The following is a 24,228-nucleotide window of genomic DNA, read 5'->3' on the forward strand; positions in this document are numbered from 1 at the left end:
CGGGATGGGGCCTGATGGACAACGACGCGAAGCTCCGGGAGTACCTGAAGAAGGTGACCGCGGACCTCCGGCGCGCCCGCAAGCGCGTCCAGGAGGTCGAGGACGCCGGGTCCGCCCCGGTCGCGATCGTCGGGATGGCCTGCCGGTTCCCCGGCGGCGTCCGCTCGCCCGAGGACCTGTGGCGGCTGGTGGACACCGGCGGCGACGGGATGTCCGGGTTCCCGGCCGACCGCGGCTGGCCCGACGCCCACGACGCCGGCTTCGTCGCCGAGGGCGGCTTCGTGCACGACGCAGGCCGGTTCGACGCGGGCTTCTTCGGGATCTCCCCGCGTGAAGCACTGGCCATGGACCCGCAGCAGCGGCTGCTGCTCGAGACGTCGTGGGAAGCTCTCGAACGCGCCGGGATCGTCCCGGAGACCTTGCGGGGCAGCCGCTCGGCGGTGTTCGTCGGCGCGGCCTCCCAGGGTTACGGCACCGGCGCGGGGGAGGAGGCCGAGGCGGTCGCGGGGCACCTGATGACCGGCACCGCCACCAGCGTCCTGTCCGGCCGGATCTCCTACACGCTGGGCCTGGAGGGCCCGTCGGTCACCGTGGACACGGCGTGTTCGTCGTCGCTGGTCGCGCTGCACCTGGCGGTCCAGTCGCTGCGGCGCGGGGAGTCCGACCTCGCGCTCGCCGGCGGCGCGGCGGTGATGGTGAACCCGGACATGTTCACCGAGATGAGCCGCCAGGGCGGGCTGTCCGGGAACGGGCGGTGCAAGGCGTTCGCCGACGGCGCCGACGGCACCGGCTGGGGCGAGGGTGCCGGCATGCTGCTCGTCGAGCGGCTGGCCGACGCGCAGCGCCTCGGCCACCCGGTGCTGGCCGTGGTCCGCGGCACCGCGGTCAACCAGGACGGCGCGAGCAGCGGTCTCTCGGCGCCGAACGGCCCGTCCCAGCAGCGCGTGATCCGGGACGCACTTGCCGACGCCCGCTTGTCCACTGTGGACGTCGACCTGGTCGAGGCGCACGGAACCGGCACGGCGCTCGGCGACCCGATCGAGGCGCAGGCACTGCTGGCCACCTACGGCCAGGATCGCGACGAGCCGCTGTGGCTCGGTTCGGTCAAGTCGAACATCGGGCACACCCAGGCCGCGGCGGGCGTCAGCGGCGTCATCAAGCTCGTCATGGCGCTGCGGAACCGCCGGATGCCGCCGACCCTGCACGCCCGGACGCCGTCGGCGAAGATCGACTGGACCGCCGGGGCCGTCGAGCTGCTCCAGGAAGGCCGCGAGTGGACCGCCGACCGGCCGCGGCGGGGTGCGGTGTCGTCGTTCGGCATTTCGGGCACCAACGCGCACATCATCCTGGAGGAGGCGTCGGCTCCGCCGTCTTCCCCGGGAAGCGCCTCCGGTCTGGTGCCGTGGGTGCTCTCGGCCAAGTCCGCCGAGGCGCTGCGCGAGCAGGCGGCCCGGCTGTCCGGTGTGGACGGTGATCCGGCCGACATCGCCTTCTCGCTGGCGACGACCCGGTCGGCGTTCGCGCACCGGGCCGTCGTGGTCGGTCCGGACCGGGAGCGGCTCCTGGCCGGGGTGCGCGCTTTGGCCGACGGAACGCCTGCGCCGCACGTCGTTTCGGGGGTGGCCGGGAGCGGCAAGGTCGCGATGGTCTTCCCCGGTCAGGGCGCTCAGTGGACCGGAATGGCGACCGAACTCCTGGCGACGTCGGAGGTCTTCGCGGCTCGGTACACCGAATGTTCGCGGGCGCTCGAACCGCACACCGGCTTCTCGCTGCTGGACGTCCTCGACGTCGAACTGGACCGCGTCGACGTCGTGCAGCCCGCGCTGTTCGCGATGATGGTGTCCCTGGCCGCGCTCTGGGCGGCCCACGGCGTGCGGCCGGACGCGGTGATCGGCCACTCCCAGGGCGAGATCGCCGCCGCGGTCGTGTCCGGTGCGCTGTCCCTTGAGGACGGTGCTCGGGTGGTGGCTCTGCGCAGCAAGGCCATTCTTGCTTTGGCGGGCGCGGGCGGGATGGTCTCCGTGGCTGCGTCGCGTGAGCGGACCGCGTCGCTCGTGGCGCCGTGGGGTGACCGGATCGGCATTGCTGCGGTCAACGGCCCGGAGGCGACCGTCGTGTCCGGCGAGCCTGGTGCGCTCGACGAGTTCATGGCTGCCGGTGACGTGCGCACCCGCCGGATCCCGGTGGACTACGCGTCGCATTCGGTCCAGGTGGAGCAGTTGCGGGACGAACTCCTGGACGTGCTCGCGCCGATCACCCCGCGAACGGCGGCAATCGGGTTCTTCTCGACCGTCACCGGCGAGTGGGCCGACGGCGCGGAGCTGGACGCGGAGTACTGGTACACGAACCTGCGTTCGACCGTGCGGCTGGACACGGCGGTCGAACGGTTGAAGGGCGAGGGTTTCGGGACGTTCGTGGAGGCGTCGCCGCACCCGGTGCTGACCATGGCGATCGGGGAGGACGTCGTCGCGCTGGGGTCCTTGCGCCGTGGCGAAGGCGGGTTGGAGCGCTTCGCGCTGTCGGTGGCCGAAGCGCACGTCAACGGCGTCAAGGTCGATTGGACGCCGTACTTCGCCGGCGCGGCTCGCGTCGACCTGCCCACGTACGCCTTCCAGCAGCGTCATTACTGGCTGAAGCCCGGCGGGACCGCGGTCACCGATCCGGCGGACTCCGGCTTCTGGGCGGCGGTCGACAGCGGATCTCTCGCGGAAACGCTCGGCGTCGATCCCGAGGTTCCGCTCCACGAGCTGCTGCCCACCTTGAGCGACTGGCGCCGGACCGCCCGCGAAAAGGGCACCGTGGACGCCTGGCGCTACGACATCCGCTGGCGTTCCGCGCCGGAGCCCGCCGGCGCGCTGTCCGGACGTTGGCTCGCGGTGGTCGCACCCGGTCAGGAAACGTCTCTTGTGGACACGCTCGGCGCCGAAGTCCTGCCGGTGACCGGCGACCGCGAAAGTCTGGCCGCGCGACTGCGCGAAGCCGGGCCGGTGGCGGGCGTGGTGTCGTTGCTGGGCTTCGACGAGCGGCCGCACCCGGAGTTCCCCGAGCTGCCGTCCGGGGTCGCCGGGACGCTGGTGCTGGCCCAGGCCCTCGGCGACGCCGGGATCGACGCGCCCCTGTGGCTGCTGACCTCGGGTGCGGTCGACACGGACTCGCCGTCACCGGCGCAGGCGCAGATCTGGGGTCTCGGCCGGGTGATCGGCCTGGAGCACCCGGACCGCTGGGGCGGGCTGATCGACCTGCCCGCCGAGCCCGACGCCCGTGCACTGGACCGGCTCACCGCCATCCTGGCCACCCCCGGCGACGAAGACCAGTTCGCCATCCGGTCCTCCGGCGTCCAGGTCCGCCGTCTCGTCCGCGCGACCCCACCCCGGACGTCCCCCACGTCGTGGTCCCTGCGCGGCACCGTCCTGGTCACCGGCGGCACGGGCGCCCTCGGCCCGCGGATCGCCCGCTGGCTCCGCACCGCCGGCGCCGAGCACGTCATCCTCGCCAGCCGCCGCGGTTACCAAGCCCCCGCGGACGCCGACCCGGGCATCACCTTCGCCGCCTGCGACGTCGCCGACCGCGCCGACGTCGAAGCGCTCGCCGAAGCCCACGACATCCGAGCCGTCGTCCACGCCGCCGCCCTCATCGAACTGGCCTCGATCGACGCCACCGACGTCGCCGAATTCGCCGCCGTCGCCCGCGCCAAGGTCCAGGGCGCGGAAAACCTCGATGCCGTCTTCGACCGCGACCTCGACGCGTTTGTCCTCTTCTCCTCCATCGCCGGCGTCTGGGGCAGCGGCGACCACGCGGCCTACGCGGCGGCCAACGCCCACCTCGACGCCCTCGCCCAGCGCCGTCGCGCCCGCGGCCTGCGGGCCACCTCGCTCGCCTGGGGCGTCTGGAACGCCGCCAACCCCGCCAAGGCCAACCAGGACTTCGACGCGAGCCGCCTGCTGCGGCAGGGGCTGCCGTTCCTCGACCCCGATCTCGCGTTCGCGGGCCTGCGGCAGGTCCTCGCCGACGACGAGACCTTCCTCGCGCTCGCCGACGTCGACTGGGCCCGGTTCGCGCCCGTCTTCACCGCCCTGCGGCCCCGCCCGCTGCTCGACGAACTCCCCGAGGTGCGCCGCGCGCTGGCCGCCGGGACACCGGCCGCCCCGGCGGCGGGCGGCCTGCGTGACCGGCTCAACGGGCTTTCCCCGGCCGACCGCACCCGGACCGTGCTCGAGCTGGTCCGCGCCACCGCCGCCGCGGTGCTCGGCCACGACGGCCCGGACGCCGTCGCCCCCGGCGTGGCCCTGCGGGAACTCGGCTTCGACTCGCTGACCGCGGTCGAGCTGCGCAACCGCCTCGCCGCCGAGACCGGGCAGCGGCTTCCGGCCACCCTCGCCTTCGACCACCCGACGGCCGAGCGCATCACCGAGTTCCTGCTCGGCGCCACGGCGACCGTCCCCGAGACCGTCGTCGCGGTCGCCGACGACGAGCCGATCGCCATCGTCGCGATGAGCTGCCGCTACCCCGGCGGTGTCACCAGCCCGGAAGACCTCTGGGCGCTGATCACCGCCGGCGGCGACGCGATCACCGGGTTTCCCGCCGACCGCGGCTGGAACGTCGAGGCCCTCTTCGACCCCGACCCGGACCACGACGGCACCAGCTACACCCGCCACGGCGGCTTCCTGCACGACGCCGGGGACTTCGACCCGGGCTTCTTCGGCATCTCGCCCCGCGAGGCGCTGACCATGGACCCCCAGCAGCGGCTGCTGCTGGAGACGTCGTGGGAGGCGATGGAGCGGGCCGGCCTCGACCCCGAGAGCCTGCGCGGCAGCGCGACCGGCGTGTTCGTCGGCACCAACTACGCCGACTACGGCATCGGGCTCGCCCAGCCGGACAGCTCGGCGGGGCACCTGCTCACCGGCGGCGCCGCGAGCGTCGTCTCCGGCCGGATCTCCTACACCTTCGGGCTCACCGGCCCGGCGGTCACCGTCGACACGGCGTGCTCGTCGTCCCTGGTCGCGCTGCACCTGGCCTGCCAGTCGCTGCGCACCGGCGAGTGCACGATGGCCTTGGCCGGCGGGGTGGCGCTGATGTCGACCCCGGCGTCGTTCGTCGCCTTCAGCCGCCAGCGCGCCCTCGCCGCCGACGGCCGCTGCAAGGCCTTCTCCGACGACGCCGACGGCATGGGCATGGCCGAGGGCGCCGGCGTCGTGCTCGTCGAACGGCTCGCCGACGCGCAGCGCCTCGGCCACGAGGTCCTCGCGGTGATCCGCGGCTCGGCGGTCAACCAGGACGGCGCGTCCAACGGCCTGACCGCCCCGAACGGTCCCGCGCAGCAGCAGGTCATCCGCCAGGCCGTGGCCAACGCCCGGCTGACCTTCGACGACGTCGACGCCGTCGAAGCCCACGGCACCGGCACCACCCTCGGCGACCCGATCGAGGCACAGGCCCTGCTGGCCACCTACGGCCGCGACCGGGCCGAACCCCTGTGGCTCGGCTCGGTGAAGTCCAACATCGGGCACAGCCAGGCCGCCTCCGGCGTCGCCGGTGTGATCAAGATGGTCCTCGCCCTGCGCCACGGCGTGCTCCCGGGCACGCTGCACGCCGGCACGCCGTCGTCGCATGTGGACTGGTCGGCCGGGAACGTCCGGCTGCTGGCCGAAAACCGCGCCTGGCCCGAGACGCACCGCCCGCGCCGGGCCGCCGTGTCGTCGTTCGGGATGAGCGGCACCAACGCCCACGCGGTCCTCGAAGCCGCACCGGAGCCGGTCGCGCCCGAGCCGTCCGGGCCGGTCGCGACCGGCCCGGTGCCCTGGGTCCTGTCCGCGAAAACGCCCGCCTCGCTGGCCGCGCAGGCCCGCCGGCTGCAGGCCCGCGTAGGGGCCGCACAGGGGGTCCGGGCCGCAGATGTGGGGTACTCCCTCGCGAAATCCCGGTCTACGTTCGAGCAACGGGCGGTGCTCGTGACCGGCGGCGAGCACGACGGCCACGACCCGCTGGGCGCGCTCGCCCACGGCCGGGCCGTGCCCGGGCTGGTGCGGGGCAGCGCCCGCCGCGGGGGCAAGGTCGCCTTCGTCTTTCCCGGGCAGGGCTCGCAGTGGGTGGGGATGGCTTTGGACCTGATGGACACGTCGGCGGCGTTCGCGGCCCGCATGCGGGACTGCGAACGCGCGCTCGCGCCGTTCGTCGAGTGGTCGCTGCCCGAAGTCCTCGGCGACGAAGCGATGCTGCAACGGGTCGACGTCGTGCAGCCCGCGCTGTTCGCCGTGATGGTCTCCCTGGCCGAAGTCTGGCGCGCCCACGGGGTCCGGCCCGACGCGGTCATCGGCCACTCCCAGGGCGAAATCGCCGCCGCCGTCGTATCGGGTGCGTTGTCCCTTGAGGACGCTGTCCGGGTGGTCGCGTTGCGCAGCAAGGCGATCCTGGCCCTGGCCGGCCGCGGTGGCATGGTGTCGGTGGCCGCCACCCGCGAAACCGTCGAGGCGCGGCTGACGGAGCAGCTGTCGGTCGCGGCCGTCAACGGCCCGGCCGCGGTCGTGGTGTCCGGCTCGCCGGCCGCTCTCGACGAGCTGATCGAGTCCTGCGAGGCCGACGGCATCCGCGCGAAGCGGGTCCCGGTGGACTACGCGTCGCACTCGGCCCAGGTCGAGGCGATCGAGACCGAGTTGCGCGAGCTGCTCGCCCCGGTTGCGCCGCGGTCGTCGGAGATCGCCTTCTACTCCACGGTGACCGCCGAGCCGATCGACACCGCCGGGCTCGACGGTGCCTACTGGTACACCAACCTGCGCCACCCGGTGCTGTTCGACGCGACCACGCGGCTGCTGGCCGAGGACGGCTACGACACCTTCGTCGAGTGCAGCCCGCACCCGGTTCTCACGATGAGTATCCAGGACACTGTGGACGAAGCCGTCGTGACCGGCACGCTGCGCCGCGGCGAAGGCGGCCTCGACCGGCTGTACACCTCGTTCGCCGAAGCTTGGGTACACGGCGTCGACCTCGACTGGACGCCCGCGTTCGGCGAAGGCGCCCGGCGGGTCCCGCTGCCGACGTACGCCTTCGACCACCAGCGGTACTGGCTGGACCCGGCCCCCGCGGCCCCGGCCGCAGACGGGCTCTGGACGGCGCTCGAAGAAACCGACGACCTCGCCGGTGTCCTCGGCGTCGACAGCGCCGCACTCGACGCCGTGCTGCCCGCGCTGACCCGCTGGCGCGAACGGCGCGCCGAAGAGTCCACAATGGACACTTGGTGCCTGAAGGTCGGCTGGGTGCCGGTCGCCGAGCCCGCCCTGCCGCTGCTGTCCGGTCGCTGGCTGGCTCTCGTCCCGGCGGGCCACAGTGGACTGGTCGCGGCGGTGCTCGACGCGCTCGCCGCGCGCGGCGCCGACGTCGTCACCGGCTTGCCGGAGACCCTGCCGCCGGGTGAGTACGCCGGCGTCGTTTCCCTGCTGGGACTGGACGAAACGCCGCTGCCCGGGCACCCGCTGATCGCGGCCGGGGTGGCCGCGACGGCCGCGCTGGCCCCGGCACTGGCCGCCGCCGGGATCGACGCCCCGCTGTGGCTGCTCACCCGCGGCGCGGTCGCCACCGGCGCCGGCGACGCCCCGGCGTCGAGCGTGCCCGCGCAGCTCTGGGGCCTCGGCCGCGTGATCGGCCTGGAGTACCCGGGGAGCTGGGGCGGGCTGGTCGACCTGCCCGCCGCGCTCGACGAGCGGGCCGCGGACCGGCTGGCCGGGCTGCTGGCCGAGCCCGGCGGCGAAGACCAGCTCGCGATCCGCGCGCACGGCATCCTGGCCCGTCGGCTGCGCCCGGCGCGGCCGGCTCCGGCGGGGGAGCCGTGGCGGCCGCGGGGCACCGTGCTCGTCACCGGCGGCACGGGTGCGCTGGGCGCGCACGTCGCCCGCTGGCTGGGCCGCTCCGGCGCCGAGCACCTCGTGCTCACCAGCCGCCGGGGCGAAGCCGCTCCCGGCGCGGCCGAACTGGCCGAAGAGCTGCGGGGGTACGGCTGCGCGGTGACCATCGCCGCCTGCGACGTCGCCGAACGCAAGGCCGTCGAAGCCCTGCTGGACAGCCTCGGCCACCCGCCGGTGGCCGTCGTGCACGCGGCAGGGCTGCCGCAGTCGAGCACCCTCGCCGAAACCGGCCTGGACGAGTTCGAAGACGTCCTCGCCGCCAAGGTCGCGGGCGCGGCGCACCTGGACGCCCTGCTCGGCGACGACCTCGAAGCGTTCGTGCTGTTCTCCTCCAACTCCGGCGTCTGGGGCAGCGCGGGCCAAGGGGCCTACGCTGCCGCGAACGCCTACCTGGACGCGCTCGCCGAGCAGCGCCGCGCCCGCGGGGCGAAGGCCACGTCGGTGGCCTGGGGGCTGTGGGCCGGTGGCGGGATGGCCTCCGACGACGGCGAGCAGCAGCTGCGCCGCCGCGGCCTGCGGCCGATGGCACCCGGGCGGGCCGTGGCCGCGCTGCAGGGCGCCCTCGACCGCGACGAGACGTTCCTGGCCGTGGCCGACGTCGACTGGGAGCGGTTCGTGCCCGCCTTCACGGCGTCGCGGCGCCGCCCGCTGATCGAGGACCTGCCCGCGGTCCGCCGCGTGCTGGACCGGCTCGAAGCCGAGCAGGAGCGGCACGACGAAGGCGCCGCCGCCGGGTGGCGCGAGCGGCTGGCCGGGCTGCCGGAGGCCGAACGCGACCGGGCCGTGCTCGACCTGGTCCGGACCGAGGCCGCGGCCGTGCTCGGCCACCGCGGTGCCGAGGCGATCGGCAGCACCCGGCCGTTCCGCGACCTCGGGTTCGACTCGGTGACCGCGGTCGAGGTGCGCAACCGGCTGCGCGCGGTCACCGGCCTGCGGCTGGCGGCCACCGCCGTCTTCGACCACCCGACGCCGGTTGCGCTGGCCCGGTTCCTGGCCGCCGGGATCGCCCCCGGCGGCACCCCCGCCGAGTCGGCGTTCGGCGCGCTCGACCGGCTGGAGGCGTCGCTGACGGACCTCGAGCCGGACGAGAACGTCCGGATGCGCGTCGAGATGCGGCTGAAGTCCCTGCTGAACCACTGGAGCGCGGACGCCGCGGCGCCGCGGCAGGCGCAGCTCGCGGACGCCTCGGCGGCCGAGGTCTTCGCCTTCATCGACAACGAGCTCGGCGTTTCCCCGCCGCCGGCGGGCTGACGCCCCCCTGACTGGACGAACGGATGAGGTTGGCGATGGCAGAGCAGGACAAGCTCCTCGAGTACCTCAAGCGCGTGACCGCCGACCTGCACCAGACCAGGCAGCGGCTGCAGGCGGCCGAGGCAGCGGAGCAGGAGCCGGTCGCCATCGTCTCGCTCGCTTGCCGGTACCCCGGCGGCGTCGCCTCGCCCGAGGACCTGTGGGACCTCGTCGCGGGCGGCACCGACGCGATGGCGGGCTTCCCCGAGGACCGCGGCTGGGACGTCGAGCGTATGTACGGCGCGGAAGGCGCCCGGGCGGTCGAAGGCGGGTTCGTCCACGACGCGGCCTCGTTCGACCCCGGGCTGTTCGGCATCTCGCCGCGCGAAGCCCTCGCGATGGACCCGCAGCAGCGGCTGCTGCTGGAGACGTCCTGGGAGCTGCTGGAGCGGGCCCGGCTCGACCCGTTTTCCTTGCGCGGCAGCCGGACCGGCGTGTTCATCGGCGCCAACGCGTCCGGTTACAGCAGCACGCTGCAGGCGGCCGCGGGCTCGGAGGGGTACCTGCTCACCGGCGAGGCCCCCAGCGTCATGTCCGGGCGGCTGTCGTACACCTTCGGGCTGGAGGGCCCGTCGGTCACCGTGGACACCGCGTGTTCGTCGTCGCTGGTCGCCCTGCACTGGGCCTGTCAGGCGCTGCGGCAGGACGAATGCGGGCTCGCGCTGGCCGGCGGCGTCACCGTGATGGTCAGCCCGCTGGCGTTCGCCGAGTTCAGCCGCCAGCGCGGGCTGGCTTCGGACGGCCGGTGCAAGTCCTTCGCCGACGCCGCCGACGGCACCGGCTGGGGCGAGGGTGCCGGCCTGGTCCTGCTGGAGAAGCTGTCCGACGCCCAGCGCAACGGGCACCGGATCCTCGGCGTGATCCGCGGCTCCGCGGTCAACTCCGACGGCGCCTCGAACGGCCTGACGGCGCCGAACGGCCCGTCGCAGCAGCGCGTGATCCGCCAGGCGCTCGCCAACGCCGGTCTGTCCACTTCGGACGTCGACGCGGTCGAGGCGCACGGCACCGGCACCTCGCTCGGCGACCCGATCGAGGCCCAGGCGCTGCTGGCGACCTACGGCCAGGACCGGCCCGCGGACCGGCCGCTGTGGCTGGGTGCGCTGAAGTCGAACATCGGGCACACGCAGTCGGCGTCCGGCATCGCGGGCGTCATCAAGATGGTCATGGCCCTGCGGCACGAGGTGCTGCCGCGCACGTTGCACGTCGACCGCCCATCGTCCGAAGTGGACTGGTCCGCCGGTGCGGTGGAGCTGCTGACCTCGCCGCGGCCGTGGCCCGCCGGGGAGGTTCCCCGCCGGGCCGGGGTGTCCGCTTTCGGCGTCAGCGGCACGAACGTGCACGTGATCGTCGAGGAGGCGCCTCCGGTCGCGGTGCCGTCGCCGGTTCCCCGTCCGGACGGCCTGCTGCCCTGGGTGGTGTCCGGGGCGAGTGCCGCCGCCCTGCGGTCGCAGGCCCGGCGGCTGCTGGCCGCCGACCCCGACCCCTTCGACGGTGGTTACTCCCTGGCCGTCACGCGCGCCGATCTCGCCCATCGGGCGGTGGTGCTCGGCTCCGACCGGGAGTCGCTGCGGTCCGGGCTGGAGCGGCTGGCCGCGGATGAAGGCGTCGCCGGCACCGCCGATCCGGATGCGTTGCTGGCGGTGCTGTTCACCGGCCAGGGCGCGCAGCGGGTGGGGATGGGGCGGGGGTTGTCCTCGCGGTTCCCGGTCTACGCCGAGGCGTTCGACGAGGTGTGTGCGCACTTCGGACCGTCGCTGCTGGAGGCTTTCGACGACGCTGAGCTGCTCGACCGGACGGAGTTCACCCAGCCGGCGTTGTTCGCGGTCGAGGTGGCGTTGTTCCGGCTCTTCTCGTCGTGGGGTGTGCGTCCGGATTTTGTGGCGGGGCATTCGATCGGGGAGATTTCGGCGGCGCACGTGGCTGGGGTGTTGTCCCTTTCGGACGCCTGCCGGCTGGTTTCCGCGCGGGCTTCGTTGATGCAGGCTCTGCCGCCGGGTGGAGCGATGGTGTCGATCGCTGCTCCCGAGTCCGACATCGTTTTGACCGAGGGTGTGTCCATTGCGGCGGTGAACGGTCCGGAGTCGGTGGTGATCTCCGGTGACGAGGCCGCGGTGCTGGAGATCGCGGCCGGGTTCGCGAAGACCAAGCGGTTGCCGGTGAGCCATGCGTTCCACTCGCCGTTGATGGAGCCGATGCTGGCGGAGTTCCGTGCGGTGGCGGAGTCTCTGACGTATCACCCGGCGCAGATTCCGGTGATCTCGAATGTGAGCGGTGCTCTCGCTTCGCCGTTCACGGCGGAGTACTGGGTGCGGCACGTGCGTGAGGCGGTCCGGTTCGCCGACGGCGTTTCGACATTGGAAGCGGCCGGCGTCGGCGTATTCCTCGAGCTGGGCCCGGACGGCGTCCTCAGCTCGATGGTGCCGGGCACGGCGATCCCGGCGTTGCGGCGGGACCGCGACGAGGAGAGAGCAGTGCTCTCGGCGTTGAGCACTGTTCACATCCACGGCATCAACGTCGACTGGGCCGCATTCTTCCCCGACGGCCGCCGCGTCGATTTGCCCACGTATGCGTTCCAGCGCGAACGCTTCTGGCCGCGCGGCGGGGTAGCGCACGGAGACGCCGGTTCGCTCGGCCTCGGTGCGCTCGACCACCCGCTGCTGGGTGCGGCGGTCAGCTTGGCGGGTCACGACGGCGTCGTCTTCACCGGACGGCTGTCGTCGGAGACGCAGCCGTGGCTGGCCGGCCACGCACTGGGTGGTGCGGTGCTCGTGCCGGGGACGGCGTTGCTGGAGCTGGCCGTGCGGGCGGGTGACCAGGTCGGCTGCGACGTCGTCGACGAGCTGACCTTGGAGGCCCCGCTCGTCCTGCCCGCCCGGGGAGGGGTGGCGATCCAGGTGTTCGCCGGCCCGCCGGACGGCGAGGGCCGCCGCGAGCTGACGTTGTATTCCCGCCCGGACGACGGCACAGCGCCCGGCCAGGACGAGTGGACCCGCCACGCGAGCGGTCTCGTGTCCACCGGCGCGCGGCGGGCGGCGGAGCTGACGGAGTGGCCCCCGCCCGGAGCGGAGCGGGTTTCGACGGACGGCCTGTACGACCAGCTGGCAGGCCTCGGCTTCACGTACGGCCCGGCGTTCCAGGGTTTGGGCCGGGTGTGGCGCCGGGGCGACGAGACGTTCGCCGAGGTGGAGCTGCCGGAGGACTACCACCCGGACGCAGCGGCCTTCGGCTTGCACCCGGCCCTGCTGGACGCGGCCCTGCACCCGCTCGGCCTCGCGGCCCAGGGGGCGGGCGACGCGGCCGGCCCGGCGGCGCGCGTTGACAGCGCCGGCTCGGCTGGCGCCGCCCCCGCCACCGGCACCGCGCCGGTCAGCGGCACCGCCGGCCCGGCGGCGCGCGTTGACCCCGCTGGCTCGGCTGGCATCGGCGCCGCCCCCGCCACCGGATCGGCCGCCACCACCGCCGGTCCCGCAGCCGGCGGTATGCCGTTCTCCTGGAGCGGCGTCACCCTCCACGCTTCCGGCGCCACAGCCCTCCGCGTCCGGCTCACCCCGGCCGGCGACAACGCCGTCACCGTCGCCGTCTGCGACCAGTCCGGTGCCCCCGTTGCCTCGGTCGATTCCCTTGTCCTGCGCCCGATCTCCGCCGCTGCGGCCGCTCCCGTCCAGCACGGCTCGCTCTTCCGCCTCGACCAGACCCCCGTCCCCGCCGGGCCGAAGACGGAAGCGGTCGTCCTCGGCCCCGATGACTTCGGCCTCGGCCTCCCCACCGTGTCCGATATGGACAGCGACGCACCCCTCGTCTTCGCCACCGTGCCCACCGCTAAGGTCGCGACCTCGGCCGCCACCCACCGCGCCCTGAAACTCGTCCAAGACTGGCTCGCCGCCGATCGATCCGGCCGCCTGGTCGTCGTGACCCGCCGCGCCGGAACCGATCCCGCCGCAGCCGCCGCGCGGGGGCTGGTTCGCTCCGCCCAGTCCGAACACCCCGGCCGGTTCCAGCTGCTCGACCTCGACGACGCGCCCTGGCCCGACCTCACCACCCTGCCGGCCACCGAACCCCAGCTCGACATCCGCGAAGGTGCCTTCACCGCCCCTCGCCTGGCCCGCGCCCACACCGGCGCCCTGAGCATCCCCGACGCACCCTGGCGGCTCACCACCACCGGCGGCACCCTCGACGGCCTCACCCTCCGGCCGGAACCCCCGCAACCCCTCGCGGCAACCGAAGTCCGGGTCGCCGTCCGCGCGGCCGGCGTCAACTTCCGCGACGTCCTGATCGCCCTCGGCATGTACCCCGACCCCGCCGCGGTCCTCGGGTCCGAGGCCGCCGGGGTGGTCACCGAAGTCGGGGCGGACGTCACCGGGATCGCCGTCGGTGCGCGCGTTTTCGGCCTCTTCACCGGGGCCTTCGGCCCGTCCGCGGTCACCGACGCCCGCCTGCTCGTCCCGGTCCCGGACGGCTGGACCTTCGCCGAAGCCGCGTCCGTGCCCGTCGCCTTCGTCACCGCCTACTACGCCCTGTTCGACCTCGGCGAGCTCGAAGCGGGCGAGTCCGTGCTCGTCCACGCGGCCGCCGGCGGCGTCGGGATGGCCGCCGTCCAGCTCGCCCGCTGGAAGCACGCCGAGGTGTTCGCCACGGCGAGCCCGGCCAAGCAGGACGCCGTCCGCGCGCTCGGCGTCGAGCACATCGCGTCTTCGCGCGACCTCGAATTCTCCCACCGGTTCCAGGGCATCAACGTCGTCCTGAACTCGCTGACCGGCCCCTTCACCGACGCCTCGCTCGGCCTGCTCGCACCCGGCGGCCGGTTCCTCGAAATGGGCAAGACCGACCTGCGCGACCCCGAAGGCGTCACCTACCTGCCCTTCGACCTCGGCGACCCCGGCCCGGACCGCATCCAGGAGATCCTCCGCTCCCTCCTGGGACTCTTCGCGAACGGCGACCTCACCCCCCTGCCGACCCGGGTCTGGGACGTCGTCCGCGCGCCCGACGCCTTCCGGTTCATCAGCCAAGCCAAGCACGTCGGCAAAAACGTCCTCACCGTCCCCGCGGCGCCGGACCCCGGCGGCACCGTGCTCGTCACCGGCGGCACCGGCACCCTCGGCGGGCTCCTGGCCCGCCACCTGGTGACCACGCACGGCGTCCGGAACCTCCTGCTGACCAGCCGCCGCGGCGCCGACGCCCCCGGCGCCGCCGAACTCGCCGCCGACCTGGCGGAACTCGGCGCGAACGTGCGCGTCGAGCGCTGCGACGTCACCGACCGGGCGGCCCTCGCCGCGCTGCTGGACTCGGTGCACCTCACCGGGGTCGTGCACACGGCGGGCGTGCTGGACGACGGCGTCGTCGAGTCGCTCACCACCGAGCGGATCGACGCCGTCCTCGGCCCGAAGGTCGACGCCGCGCTGAACCTGCACGAACTGACCCGGGACCGCGACCTCGCGTGGTTCGCCCTCTACTCCTCGCTCGCCGGGGTGGCCGGGGCCGCGGGCCAGGCCAACTACGCGGCCGCCAACGCCGCCCTCGACGCACTCGCCGCCCGCCGCCGCGCCGACGGCCTGCCCGCCGTTTCCCTCGCCTGGGGCCAGTGGGCCGAAACGAGCGGCATGACCGCCACCCTCGACGACGAGGACCTCTCGCGGATCGCGCGGTCCGGCATCGGGGCCCTCGCCACCGCGGAAGCCTTGGCGCTGTTCGACGCCGCCCAGGTCGCCGGCGCCGCCTGCGTGGTCCCGGTCCGCGTCGACCTCGCCGCGCTGCGCGCCCAGGCCGAACACCTGCCCCCGCTGTGGCACGGCCTGGTCCGCGGCCGCACCCGCCGCGCGGCCGGGCCGGCGGCCGGCACCGGCGGCCTCGCCGCGAAGCTGGCCGGTCTCGGCGGCGACGACGTCCGCCGGTTCCTGCTCGACCTCGTCCGCACGCACGTGGCGGCGGTCCTCGGCCACGACGGCGCCGGCGCCGTCGAGCCCACCAAGGCGTTCAAGGACCTCGGCTTCGACTCCTTGACCGCCGTCGAGCTGCGCAACCGGCTCACCGCGGTGACCGGCCTGCGGCTGCCGGCCACGGTCGTCTTCGACCACCCGAGCCCGCAGGCCCTCGCGGCGCTGCTGCAGGCCGAGCTGGCCGGCGACACCGGGCCCGTGACGACGGCGGCGGTCACCACCGTCGCCGACGGCGACCCGATCGCCATCGTCGCGATGAGCTGCCGCTACCCGGGCGACGTGACGTCGCCGGAAGACCTCTGGCGCCTGGTCGAGACCGGGCGTGACGCCCTCACCGCACTGCCGGCCGACCGCGGCTGGGACCTCGCGGCCCTGGACGCCGCCGAGGGCGGGTTCGTGCACGACGCCGGCGGCTTCGACGCCGAGTTCTTCGGCATCTCCCCGCACGAAGCCCTCGCCATGGACCCGCAGCAGCGGCTGCTGCTGGAGATCTCCTGGGAGGCACTGGAACGCGCCGGGATCGACCCGCGCTCACTGCGGGGCAGCAGCACCGGCGTCTTCGTCGGCGCCGCGCACCAGGCCTACGGCAGCGGCGTGGCCGAGGTCGCCGACGGCGTCGAAGGCCACCTGCTGACCGGCAACGCGACCAGCGTCGTCTCCGGCCGCGTCTCCTACACCTTCGGCTTCGAAGGTCCCGCCGTCTCGATCGACACCGCCTGCTCGTCGTCGCTGGTCGCCCTGCACTGGGCGGTGCAGGCCCTGCGCCGCGGCGAATGCGACCTCGCGCTGGCGGGCGGTGTCGCGGTGATGGCGCAGCCCGGCATGTTCGTCGAGTTCGACCGGCAGGGCGGCCTCGCCTCCGACGGCCGGTGCAAGGCGTTCGCGGAGGCCGCCGACGGCACCGGCTGGGGCGAAGGCGCCGGCCTGGTGCTGCTGGAGCGCCTGTCCGACGCCCGCCGCCACGGTCATGAAGTCCTCGCCGTGGTCCGGGGTTCGGCGGTGAACTCCGACGGCGCTTCCAACGGCCTGACCGCCCCGAACGGCCCGGCGCAGCAGCGGGTCATCCGCGCCGCACTGGCCGGCGCGGGCCTGGCACCGTCCGAAGTGGACGCCGTCGAGGCGCACGGCACCGGCACCACGCTCGGCGACCCGATCGAGGCGCAGGCGCTGCTGGCCACCTACGGGCAGGACCGTGACGAACCGCTGTGGCTGGGCTCGCTCAAGTCCAACATCGGGCACACGCAGGCGGCGGCCGGCGTCGCGGGCGTGATCAAGGTCGTGATGGCGCTGCGGCACGGCGTCCTGCCCCGGACCCTGCACGTGGACGCGCCGTCGTCCCGCGTCGACTGGGAGTCCGGCGCGATCGAGCTGCTCACCGAAGGACGGCGCTGGCCCGAAACCGGACGGCCGCGCCGCGCCGGCATCTCCTCGTTCGGCATTTCCGGCACCAACGCCCACACGATCATCGAACAGGCCCCCGCCGCGCCGCCCGAGCCCGAGCGCGCGGACGAGCCCGGCACCATCCCGTGGCTGCTCTCCGCCCGCGACGCCGACGCCCTCGCCGCGCAGGCCGAACGCCTCCGCACGCACGTCGAGGCCCACCCGGAGCTGACCCCGGCCGACATCGGCTTCTCGCTGCTGAACTCACGGGCCGCCCTCGAACACCGGGCGGTCGTGGTCGGCGGTGACCGCGAGGAACTCCTGGCCGCACTGGAGAACGCGGCGGTGACCGGCATCGCCCGGCCGGACCGGCGGCTGGCGGTGTTCTTTACCGGCCAAGGCGCGCAGCGGGCCGGGATGGGCCGGGGCCTCTATGAACGCTTCCCGGTCTACGCCGAAGCCTTCGACGCGGTGCTCGCGCACTTCAGCCCGGAGCTGCGCGAGGCCTTCGCGGACGCCGAGCTGCTGGATCGGACCGAGTTCACCCAGCCCGCGTTGTTCGCGGTCGAGGTGGCGTTGTTCCGGTTGGTGGAATCGTTCGGCGTGCGGCCGGATTTTGTGGCCGGGCATTCGATCGGGGAGATTTCGGCGGCGCACGTGGCCGGGGTGCTGACGCTGCCGGACGCGTGCCGGCTGGTGGCCGCGCGGGCGTCGCTGATGCAGGCGCTGCCCGCCGGTGGGGCGATGGTGTCGATCGCCGCGCCGGAGTCGGCCATCACCTTGACCGAGGGGGTCTCGATCGCGGCCGTCAACGGCCCCGAGTCGGTGGTCATCTCCGGCGACGAGGCCGCGGTCCTGGAGATCGCGGCGCAGTTCCCGAAGACCAAGCGGCTGAAGGTGAGTCACGCGTTCCACTCGCCGCTGATGGACCCGATGCTCGAGGAGTTCCGCGCGGTCGCGGAAACCCTGACGTATCACCCGGCGCGGATACCGGTGATCTCGAATGTGAGCGGTGCTCTCGCCGAGCCGTTCACCGCGGACTACTGGGTGCGGCACGTGCGGGAGACGGTCCGGTTCGCCGACGGCGTGTCAACGCTGCAGGCCGCCGGTGCCGACGTGTTCCTGGAACTGGGCCCGGACGGCGTGCTCAGCGCGCTGGTGCCCGGCCCCGCGGTTCCCGCCCTGCGCCGCGACCGCTCTGAAGAAAGAGCACTGCTCTCGGCGTTGAGCACTGTTCACGTCCACGGTGTCGACGTCGACTGGACGTCGTTCTTCCCCGGCGGCCGCCGGGTCGACCTGCCCACCTACGCCTTCCGGCACCGCACCTACTGGCTCGCCCCGGAGCCCGGCGCGGCGCCCGGCGGCGACTCCGGCTTCTGGGACGTGGTGCGCAGCGGCAAGCTGGCTGCCGAGCTCGAGCTGGACGCGAACGTCGCCGAGGCGGTCACCCCGGCCCTGTCGGCCTGGTACCGGCGCCGCCACCGGCAGTCCACTGTGGAGTCGTGGCGCTACGGCATCGCCTGGCGCCCGGTCTCGCCGGACGCCGCCGCGCTCACCGGGCACTGGCTGCTGGTCGTGCCGGAAGCGGGCGAACCCGGCGTCGTGGCCGGCGTCGCCCAGACGATCATCGAACGCGGCGCCCGGATCACCCCGGTGCGGATCGACCCGCTGCTGCCGCGCGCGGAGTTCGCCGCCCGCCTCCGCGCGGCCCTGGCCGGGTCCGAAGTGGACGGTGTGCTCTCCCTGCTGGCCCTGGCCGACGGCGGCCACGGAGTCGCGGCGGGCACGGCCACCCTCCTCCAGGCCCTCGGCGAGCTGGGCACGACCGGACGGCTGTGGTGCCTCACCCGCGGCGCGGTCGCGGCCGTCCGGGCCGACGGTGTCGAAGCGCCGGTGCAGGCCCAGGTCTGGGGCCTCGGCCGCACCGCGGCCATGGAGTACCCCCAGCGCTGGGGCGGCCTGATCGACCTGCCCGCCGAGCTGGACGACCGCGGCCGCGAACGGCTGGCTTCCGTGCTCGCCGGCACCGAAGACGAAATCGCGCTCCGGCCGTCCGGCGTCTTCGCGCGCCGGCTGGAACGGCGGTCCGCGACGGCCGAACCCTGGCAGCCCCGGGGAACCGTGCTGGTCACCGGCGGCACGGGTGCCCTCGGTGCCCAGGTCGCCCGCCGGCTGGCCGCGGGCGGTGCCGAGCGGCTGGTGCTGCTCAGCCGGCGCGGCCCGGCGGCGCCGGGGGCCGCGGACCTCGAACGCGAACTGACCGCCCTCGGCTGTGCCGTCTCGATCGTGGCCTGCGACGCCGCCGACCGCGCCGCCCTGGCCGCGGTGCTCCCCGGCGATCTCCGCGCGGTGGTGCACGCGGCAGGCGTCCTCGACGACGGCGTCATCGAGTCCCTCACGCCGGAGCGCTTCGACGCCGTCCTGCGTGCGAAGGCGACCGCCGCCGAGAACCTGGCCGCGCTCACCGCCGACCTCGACGCGTTCGTCCTGTTCTCGTCGATGGCGGGTGCGTTCGGCGCCGCCGGCCAAGGCAGTTACGCCGCGGCCAACGCCCACCTCGACGCGCTCGCCCAGCAGCGGCACGCCGCGGGGCTGCCCGCGGTCTCGATCGCGTGGGGTCCGTGGGCGGGCGACGGAATGGCCGCGGGCGACGCCGAAGCACGGCGACGGCTGCGGGCTGCCGGCGTCGGCGCCCTCGACCCCGGCCTCGCCCTCGACGCGCTCGCGCTCGAAGCGACAGCCGGTGCGCCGCTGGCCGTGGTGGCCGATCTCGACTGGGACGCCTACCTCCCCGCGCTGCGGGCCGTTCGGCCCCGGCCGCTGTTCACCGGGTTCGGCGAGCCGCTCGAAGCCCCCGAAACCCCCGAACCGGCGGGGCTGCTCACCGGACTGTCCGAAGCGGACGCCGCCCGGAACGTCCTCGACCTGGTCCGCACCCACGTCGCGGCCGTGCTCGGCTACCCCGACGCGGCTGCGGTCGACGCCGGCCGCGCGTTCTCCGACAGCGGGTTCACCTCGCTGACCGCGGTCGAGCTGCGCAACCGCCTCGACGCGGCGACCGGGCTGAACCTGCCGGCGACCCTCGTCTTCGACCACCCGACGCCGGCCGCGCTGGCCCGGAACCTGCACCGGGAGCTGCTCGGCAGGCACCCCGAACCCGTTGTCGCCGAGCCGGCGCGCACCGGGACCGACGAGCCGATCGCGCTCGTCGCCATGGGCTGCCGGTTCCCCGGCTCGGTCAGCACGCCGGAGGACCTCTGGCGGCTCGTCGCGGACGGCGTCGACGCGATGACCGGGCTGCCCGAGGACCGCGGCTGGGACCTCGGCGCGCTCTACGACCCCGACCCGGGCAAGAGCGGCCACAGCTACGTCCGCGAAGGTGGTTTCCTCGACACCGCGGCGGAATTCGACGCGGGGTTCTTCGGGATCTCCCCGCGGGAAGCCCTCGCCATGGACCCGCAGCAGCGGCTGCTGCTGGAGATCACGTGGGAGGTCTTCGAGCGGGCCGGGATCGATCCGCACTCGCTGCGGGGGAGCCGCACCGGCGTGTTCGCCGGCACCAACGGCCAGGACTACGCGGGCCTGCTGGGTGCGGCGGGCGAGGAGGTCGGCGGGTTCATCGGCACCGGCAACGCCGCCGCGGTCGTGTCCGGCCGGCTGGCCTACGCGTTCGGCCTCGAAGGCCCGGCGCTCACCGTCGACACCGCCTGCTCGTCTTCGCTGGTCGCGATCCACCTCGCCGCGCAGGCGCTGCGCCGCGGCGAGTGCGACCTCGCGCTCGCCGGCGGCGCGACGGTGATGTCGACCCCGGCCACGTTCGTCGAGTTCAGCCGTCAGCGCGGCCTGGCCTCCGACGGCCGGTGCAAGGCGTTCGCCGAGGCCGCGGACGGCACCGGCTGGGGCGAAGGCGCCGGGCTCGTGCTGCTGGAGCGGCTGTCCGACGCGCGCCGCAACGGTCACCGCGTCCTGGCCGTCGTGCGGGGTTCGGCGGTGAACTCCGACGGTGCTTCCAACGGCTTGACCGCGCCGAACGGCCCGTCCCAGCAGCGCGTCATCCGGGCCGCGCTGGCCGACGCGGGATTGTCCACTTCGGACGTCGACGCCGTCGAAGCCCACGGCACCGGCACGACCCTGGGCGACCCGATCGAGGCGCAGGCCCTGCTCGCCACCTACGGCCAGGACCGGGCGATCCCGTTGCTGCTCGGCTCGGTGAAGTCCAACATCGGCCACACCCAGGCCGCGGCGGGCATCGCCGGGGTCGTCAAGATGGTGCTGGCCATGCAGCACGGGGTCCTCCCGCGCACCCTGCACGTCGACGCGCCGTCGTCGCACGTGGACTGGTCGGCCGGGGCCGTCGAACTGCTCACCGAGCCGGTGCCGTGGCCGGAGACCGGGCGCGCCCGCCGTGCCGGCGTGTCGGCGTTCGGCGTCAGCGGCACCAACGCGCACCTGGTCCTCGAAGCCGGGGAGCCCGAGCCCACGGCCGTGGCCCCGAGCGGGCTGACGCTCTGGCCGCTGTCCGCCCGCGACGAGCAGACCCTCCACGACCAGGCCCGCCGCCTCCGCGCCGCGCTGGGCGGCGGCGCACCCGTCGCCGCGGTCGGCCGCACCCTCGCCACCGGCCGCGCGGCCCTGGAACACCGGGCCGTCGTGGTCGGTGCCGGCGAGGAGGAGCTGCTCGCCGGGCTCGCGGACCTCGGCAACGCGGTGCGCGGCACGGCGACGACCGGTGGCCGCCTGGCCGTGCTGTTCACCGGCCAGGGCGCCCAGCGCGCCGGGATGGGCCGCGAGCTCTACGACCGGTTCCCGGTGTACGCCGACGCCTTCGACGCCGTGTGCGCGGAGTTCGACGGCCTGCTCGACGCGTCGCTGCGCGAGATCGTCTTCGACGGCGGCGACCGCCTCGACCGGACCGGCTACACCCAGCCCGCGCTGTTCGCCGTCGAGGTCGCGCTCCACCGGCTCGTGACGGCGTGGGGCGTGCGCCCGGACTTCGTCGCCGGGCACTCGATCGGCGAGCTGGCCGCGGCGCACGTGGCCGGGGTGCTCACGCTGCCCGACGCGTGCAAGCTGGTGGCCGCGCGGGCGTCGCTGATGCAGGCGCTGCCCGCCGAAGGGGCGATGGTGTCCATCGCTGCTTCCGAAGCCGACATCGTCTTGACCGAGGATGTCTCCATCGCGGCGGTGAACGGCCCCGGGTCGGTGGTGATCTCGGGCGACGAGGCCGCGGTGCTGGCGATCGCCGCGGAGTTCGCCGGGCGCGGTGTGAAGACCAAGCGGCTCACCGTGAGCCACGCCTTCCACTCGTCGCTGATGGACCCGATGCTCGAGGAGTTCCGCGCGGTCGCGGAAACCCTGACGTACCACCCGGCACAAATTCCGGTGATCTCGAATGTGAGCGGTGCTCTCGCCGAGCCGTTCACCGCCGACTACTGGGTGCGGCACGTGCGCGAGGCCGTCCGGTTCGCCGATGGGGTGGCCACCCTCGAAACCGAGGGCGTGACGACGTTCCTGGAGCTGGGGCCCGACGGGGTGCTCAGCGCGCTGGTCGGCGGCACGGCGGTCCCGGCGTTGCGGCGGGACCACTCTGAAGAGAGAGCACTGCTCACTGCGTTGAGCACTGTTCACGCCCACGGCGTGGACGTCGACTGGGCCGCGTTCTACCCGCCCGCGCGCCCGGTCGACCTGCCCACGTACCCCTTCCGGCGGCAGCGCTTCTGGCCCGAACCGGCCCCCGCGACCCCGGTGTCCGAAGTGGACGCCGAGTTCTGGAACGCCGTCGAAGGCGAAGACCTGGACTCGCTCGGCTCGCTGCTCGGCCTCGACGGCGACCAGCGCGCCGCCATCGCCACCGCCCTCCCGGCCCTGGCCGGCTGGCGGCGGGAGACCACGGCGAGCGCCGACTCCTGGCGCTACCGGGTCGTCTGGCGCAAGCTGCGCGAACCGGCCGCCGCGGTGTCCGGCGACTGGCTGTTCGTCCTGCCGGAGACCGTCGACGACCCCGGCGCCATGACCGCGGTGGCGGGCGCCTTCGCGACGTCCGGGGCGCGGCCCCTGGTCGTCCGGGTGCCCGAGGACGCCGACCGCATCACCGTCGCGAAGCTGGTGGAAGCCAAGCTCGCCGAGGAAGGCGCCACGCCGGTGGGTGCGCTGTCGCTGCTCGCCTTCGCGGCCGGCGCTCCGGGATCGGCCGTGGCGGCCGGGCTCCCGCAGACCCTCGCCCTGGTGCAGGGCCTCGGCGACGCGGGTGTCACCGCGCGGCTGTGGTGCGCCACCCGCGGCGCGGTCGCGACGACCGACGACGAGACCGTCGCCGATCCGGCCCAGGCCCAGTTCTGGGGCTTCGGCCGGACGGTCGCGATGGAGCACCCGAACCGCTGGGGCGGCCTGGTCGACCTGCCGGGCACCCTCGACGCCGAGGACGGCGAGCGGCTCTGCGCGGTCCTCGCGGCCGGCGGCGAGGACGAGGTCACCGTGCGACCCGGCGGCGTCTTCGCCCGCCGGCTCGTCCGCGACCACCGCACTGGTCCACAATGGACTCCGCGCGGCACCGTGCTCGTCACCGGCGGGACCGGGGCCCTCGGCGGGCACGTCGCCCGCTGGCTCCTGGACCACGGCGCCGAGCACGTCGTCCTGGCGAGCCGCCGCGGCGGGGAGGCGCCGGGCGACCGGATGACGGTCGTCGCCTGCGACGTCGCCGACCGGGCCGCGGTCGCGGCGCTGCTGGCCGAGCACCCCGTGTCGGCGGTGGTGCACGCGGCGGGCGTCCTCGACGACGGCGTCGTCGACACCCTGACCGGCGACCGGTTCGCCGGCGTCCTGCACGCCAAGGTGACCGGCGCCCGGATCCTCGACGAGCTGACCGGCGACCTCGACGCGTTTGTGCTGTTCTCCTCGCTCGCCGGCGCGGTCGGCGCCGCGGGCCAGGCCAACTACGCGGCTGCCAACGCCGAACTGGACGCCCTCGCCCAGCGCCGCCGCGCGAGGGGCCACGCGGCCGTCTCGATCGCCTGGGGCCCGTGGGCGGGCGGCGGCATGGCGGCCGGGAACGCCGACCGGATGCGGCGCGCCGGCGTCACCCCGCTGCCCGCGGCGGAGGCGGCGGCCGTGCTGGGCCGGGTCACGCGGTCGCAGGTCGTCGCCGACATCGACTGGGACACCTACCCCTCGTCCCGGCCGCTCTACGCCGAGCTGGCGCCGGTGGCGCCGGTCGCCGAAGCCCCGGTCGGGCTCGCCGGCCGCCTGGCCGGGCTGCCGGCGGCCGACGCGGGCGAACTCGTCCTCGACGTCGTCCGCGAGCACGTCGCGGCGGTCCTCGGCCACGGCCGGGCGGCCGACGTCGCCCCGGAACGGGCGTTCAGCGAAACCGGTTTCACGTCGCTGACCGCGGTCGAACTCCGCAACCGCCTGGACCGCGTCACCGGGCTGGACCTGCCCGCGACGCTCGTCTTCGACCACCCGTCGCCGTCCGCGCTGGCCCGGTACCTGACCGCGGAACTGCGGGACGACGAGCCCCGCGGGGTCGACGGGCTGCTCGCCGAGCTCGGCCGCGCCGGGGCCGCCCTCGGCGAGGCCGACCGGGTGCGCGTCGCCGAGCAGCTGCGGCTGCTGACCGCGGGCTGGGCGGGCGAACCGGCCGCCCCGAGCCTCGAATCCGCCAGCGACGAGGAGATGTTCGACCTCCTCGGCAAAGAGTTCGGCATCTCCTGATCCGGCGCCCGCGACTGCATGGA

2 protein-coding genes are annotated in these 24,228 nt (G+C 74.7%); both read left to right on the plus strand.

All coding sequences use genetic code 11. The annotated features are described in order from the left end of the window. Positions 1-11: 11 nt before the first annotated feature. Entirely contained in the window at positions 12-9,143 is a 9,132-nt protein-coding gene (locus Q5425_RS24085) for a type I polyketide synthase (RefSeq protein ID WP_396135233.1), read from the plus strand. A gap of 74 nt (positions 9,144-9,217) precedes the next feature. Beyond that, the gene (locus tag Q5425_RS24090; protein ID WP_396135234.1) at positions 9,218-24,205 is read left to right on the plus strand and encodes a type I polyketide synthase; all 14,988 of its coding nucleotides are present in this window, start codon (positions 9,218-9,220) and stop codon (positions 24,203-24,205) included. Positions 24,206-24,228: the final 23 nt, after the last annotated feature.

The organism is Amycolatopsis sp. A133 (assembly GCF_031082405.1).
Classification (GTDB): Bacteria; Actinomycetota; Actinomycetes; order Mycobacteriales; family Pseudonocardiaceae; genus Amycolatopsis.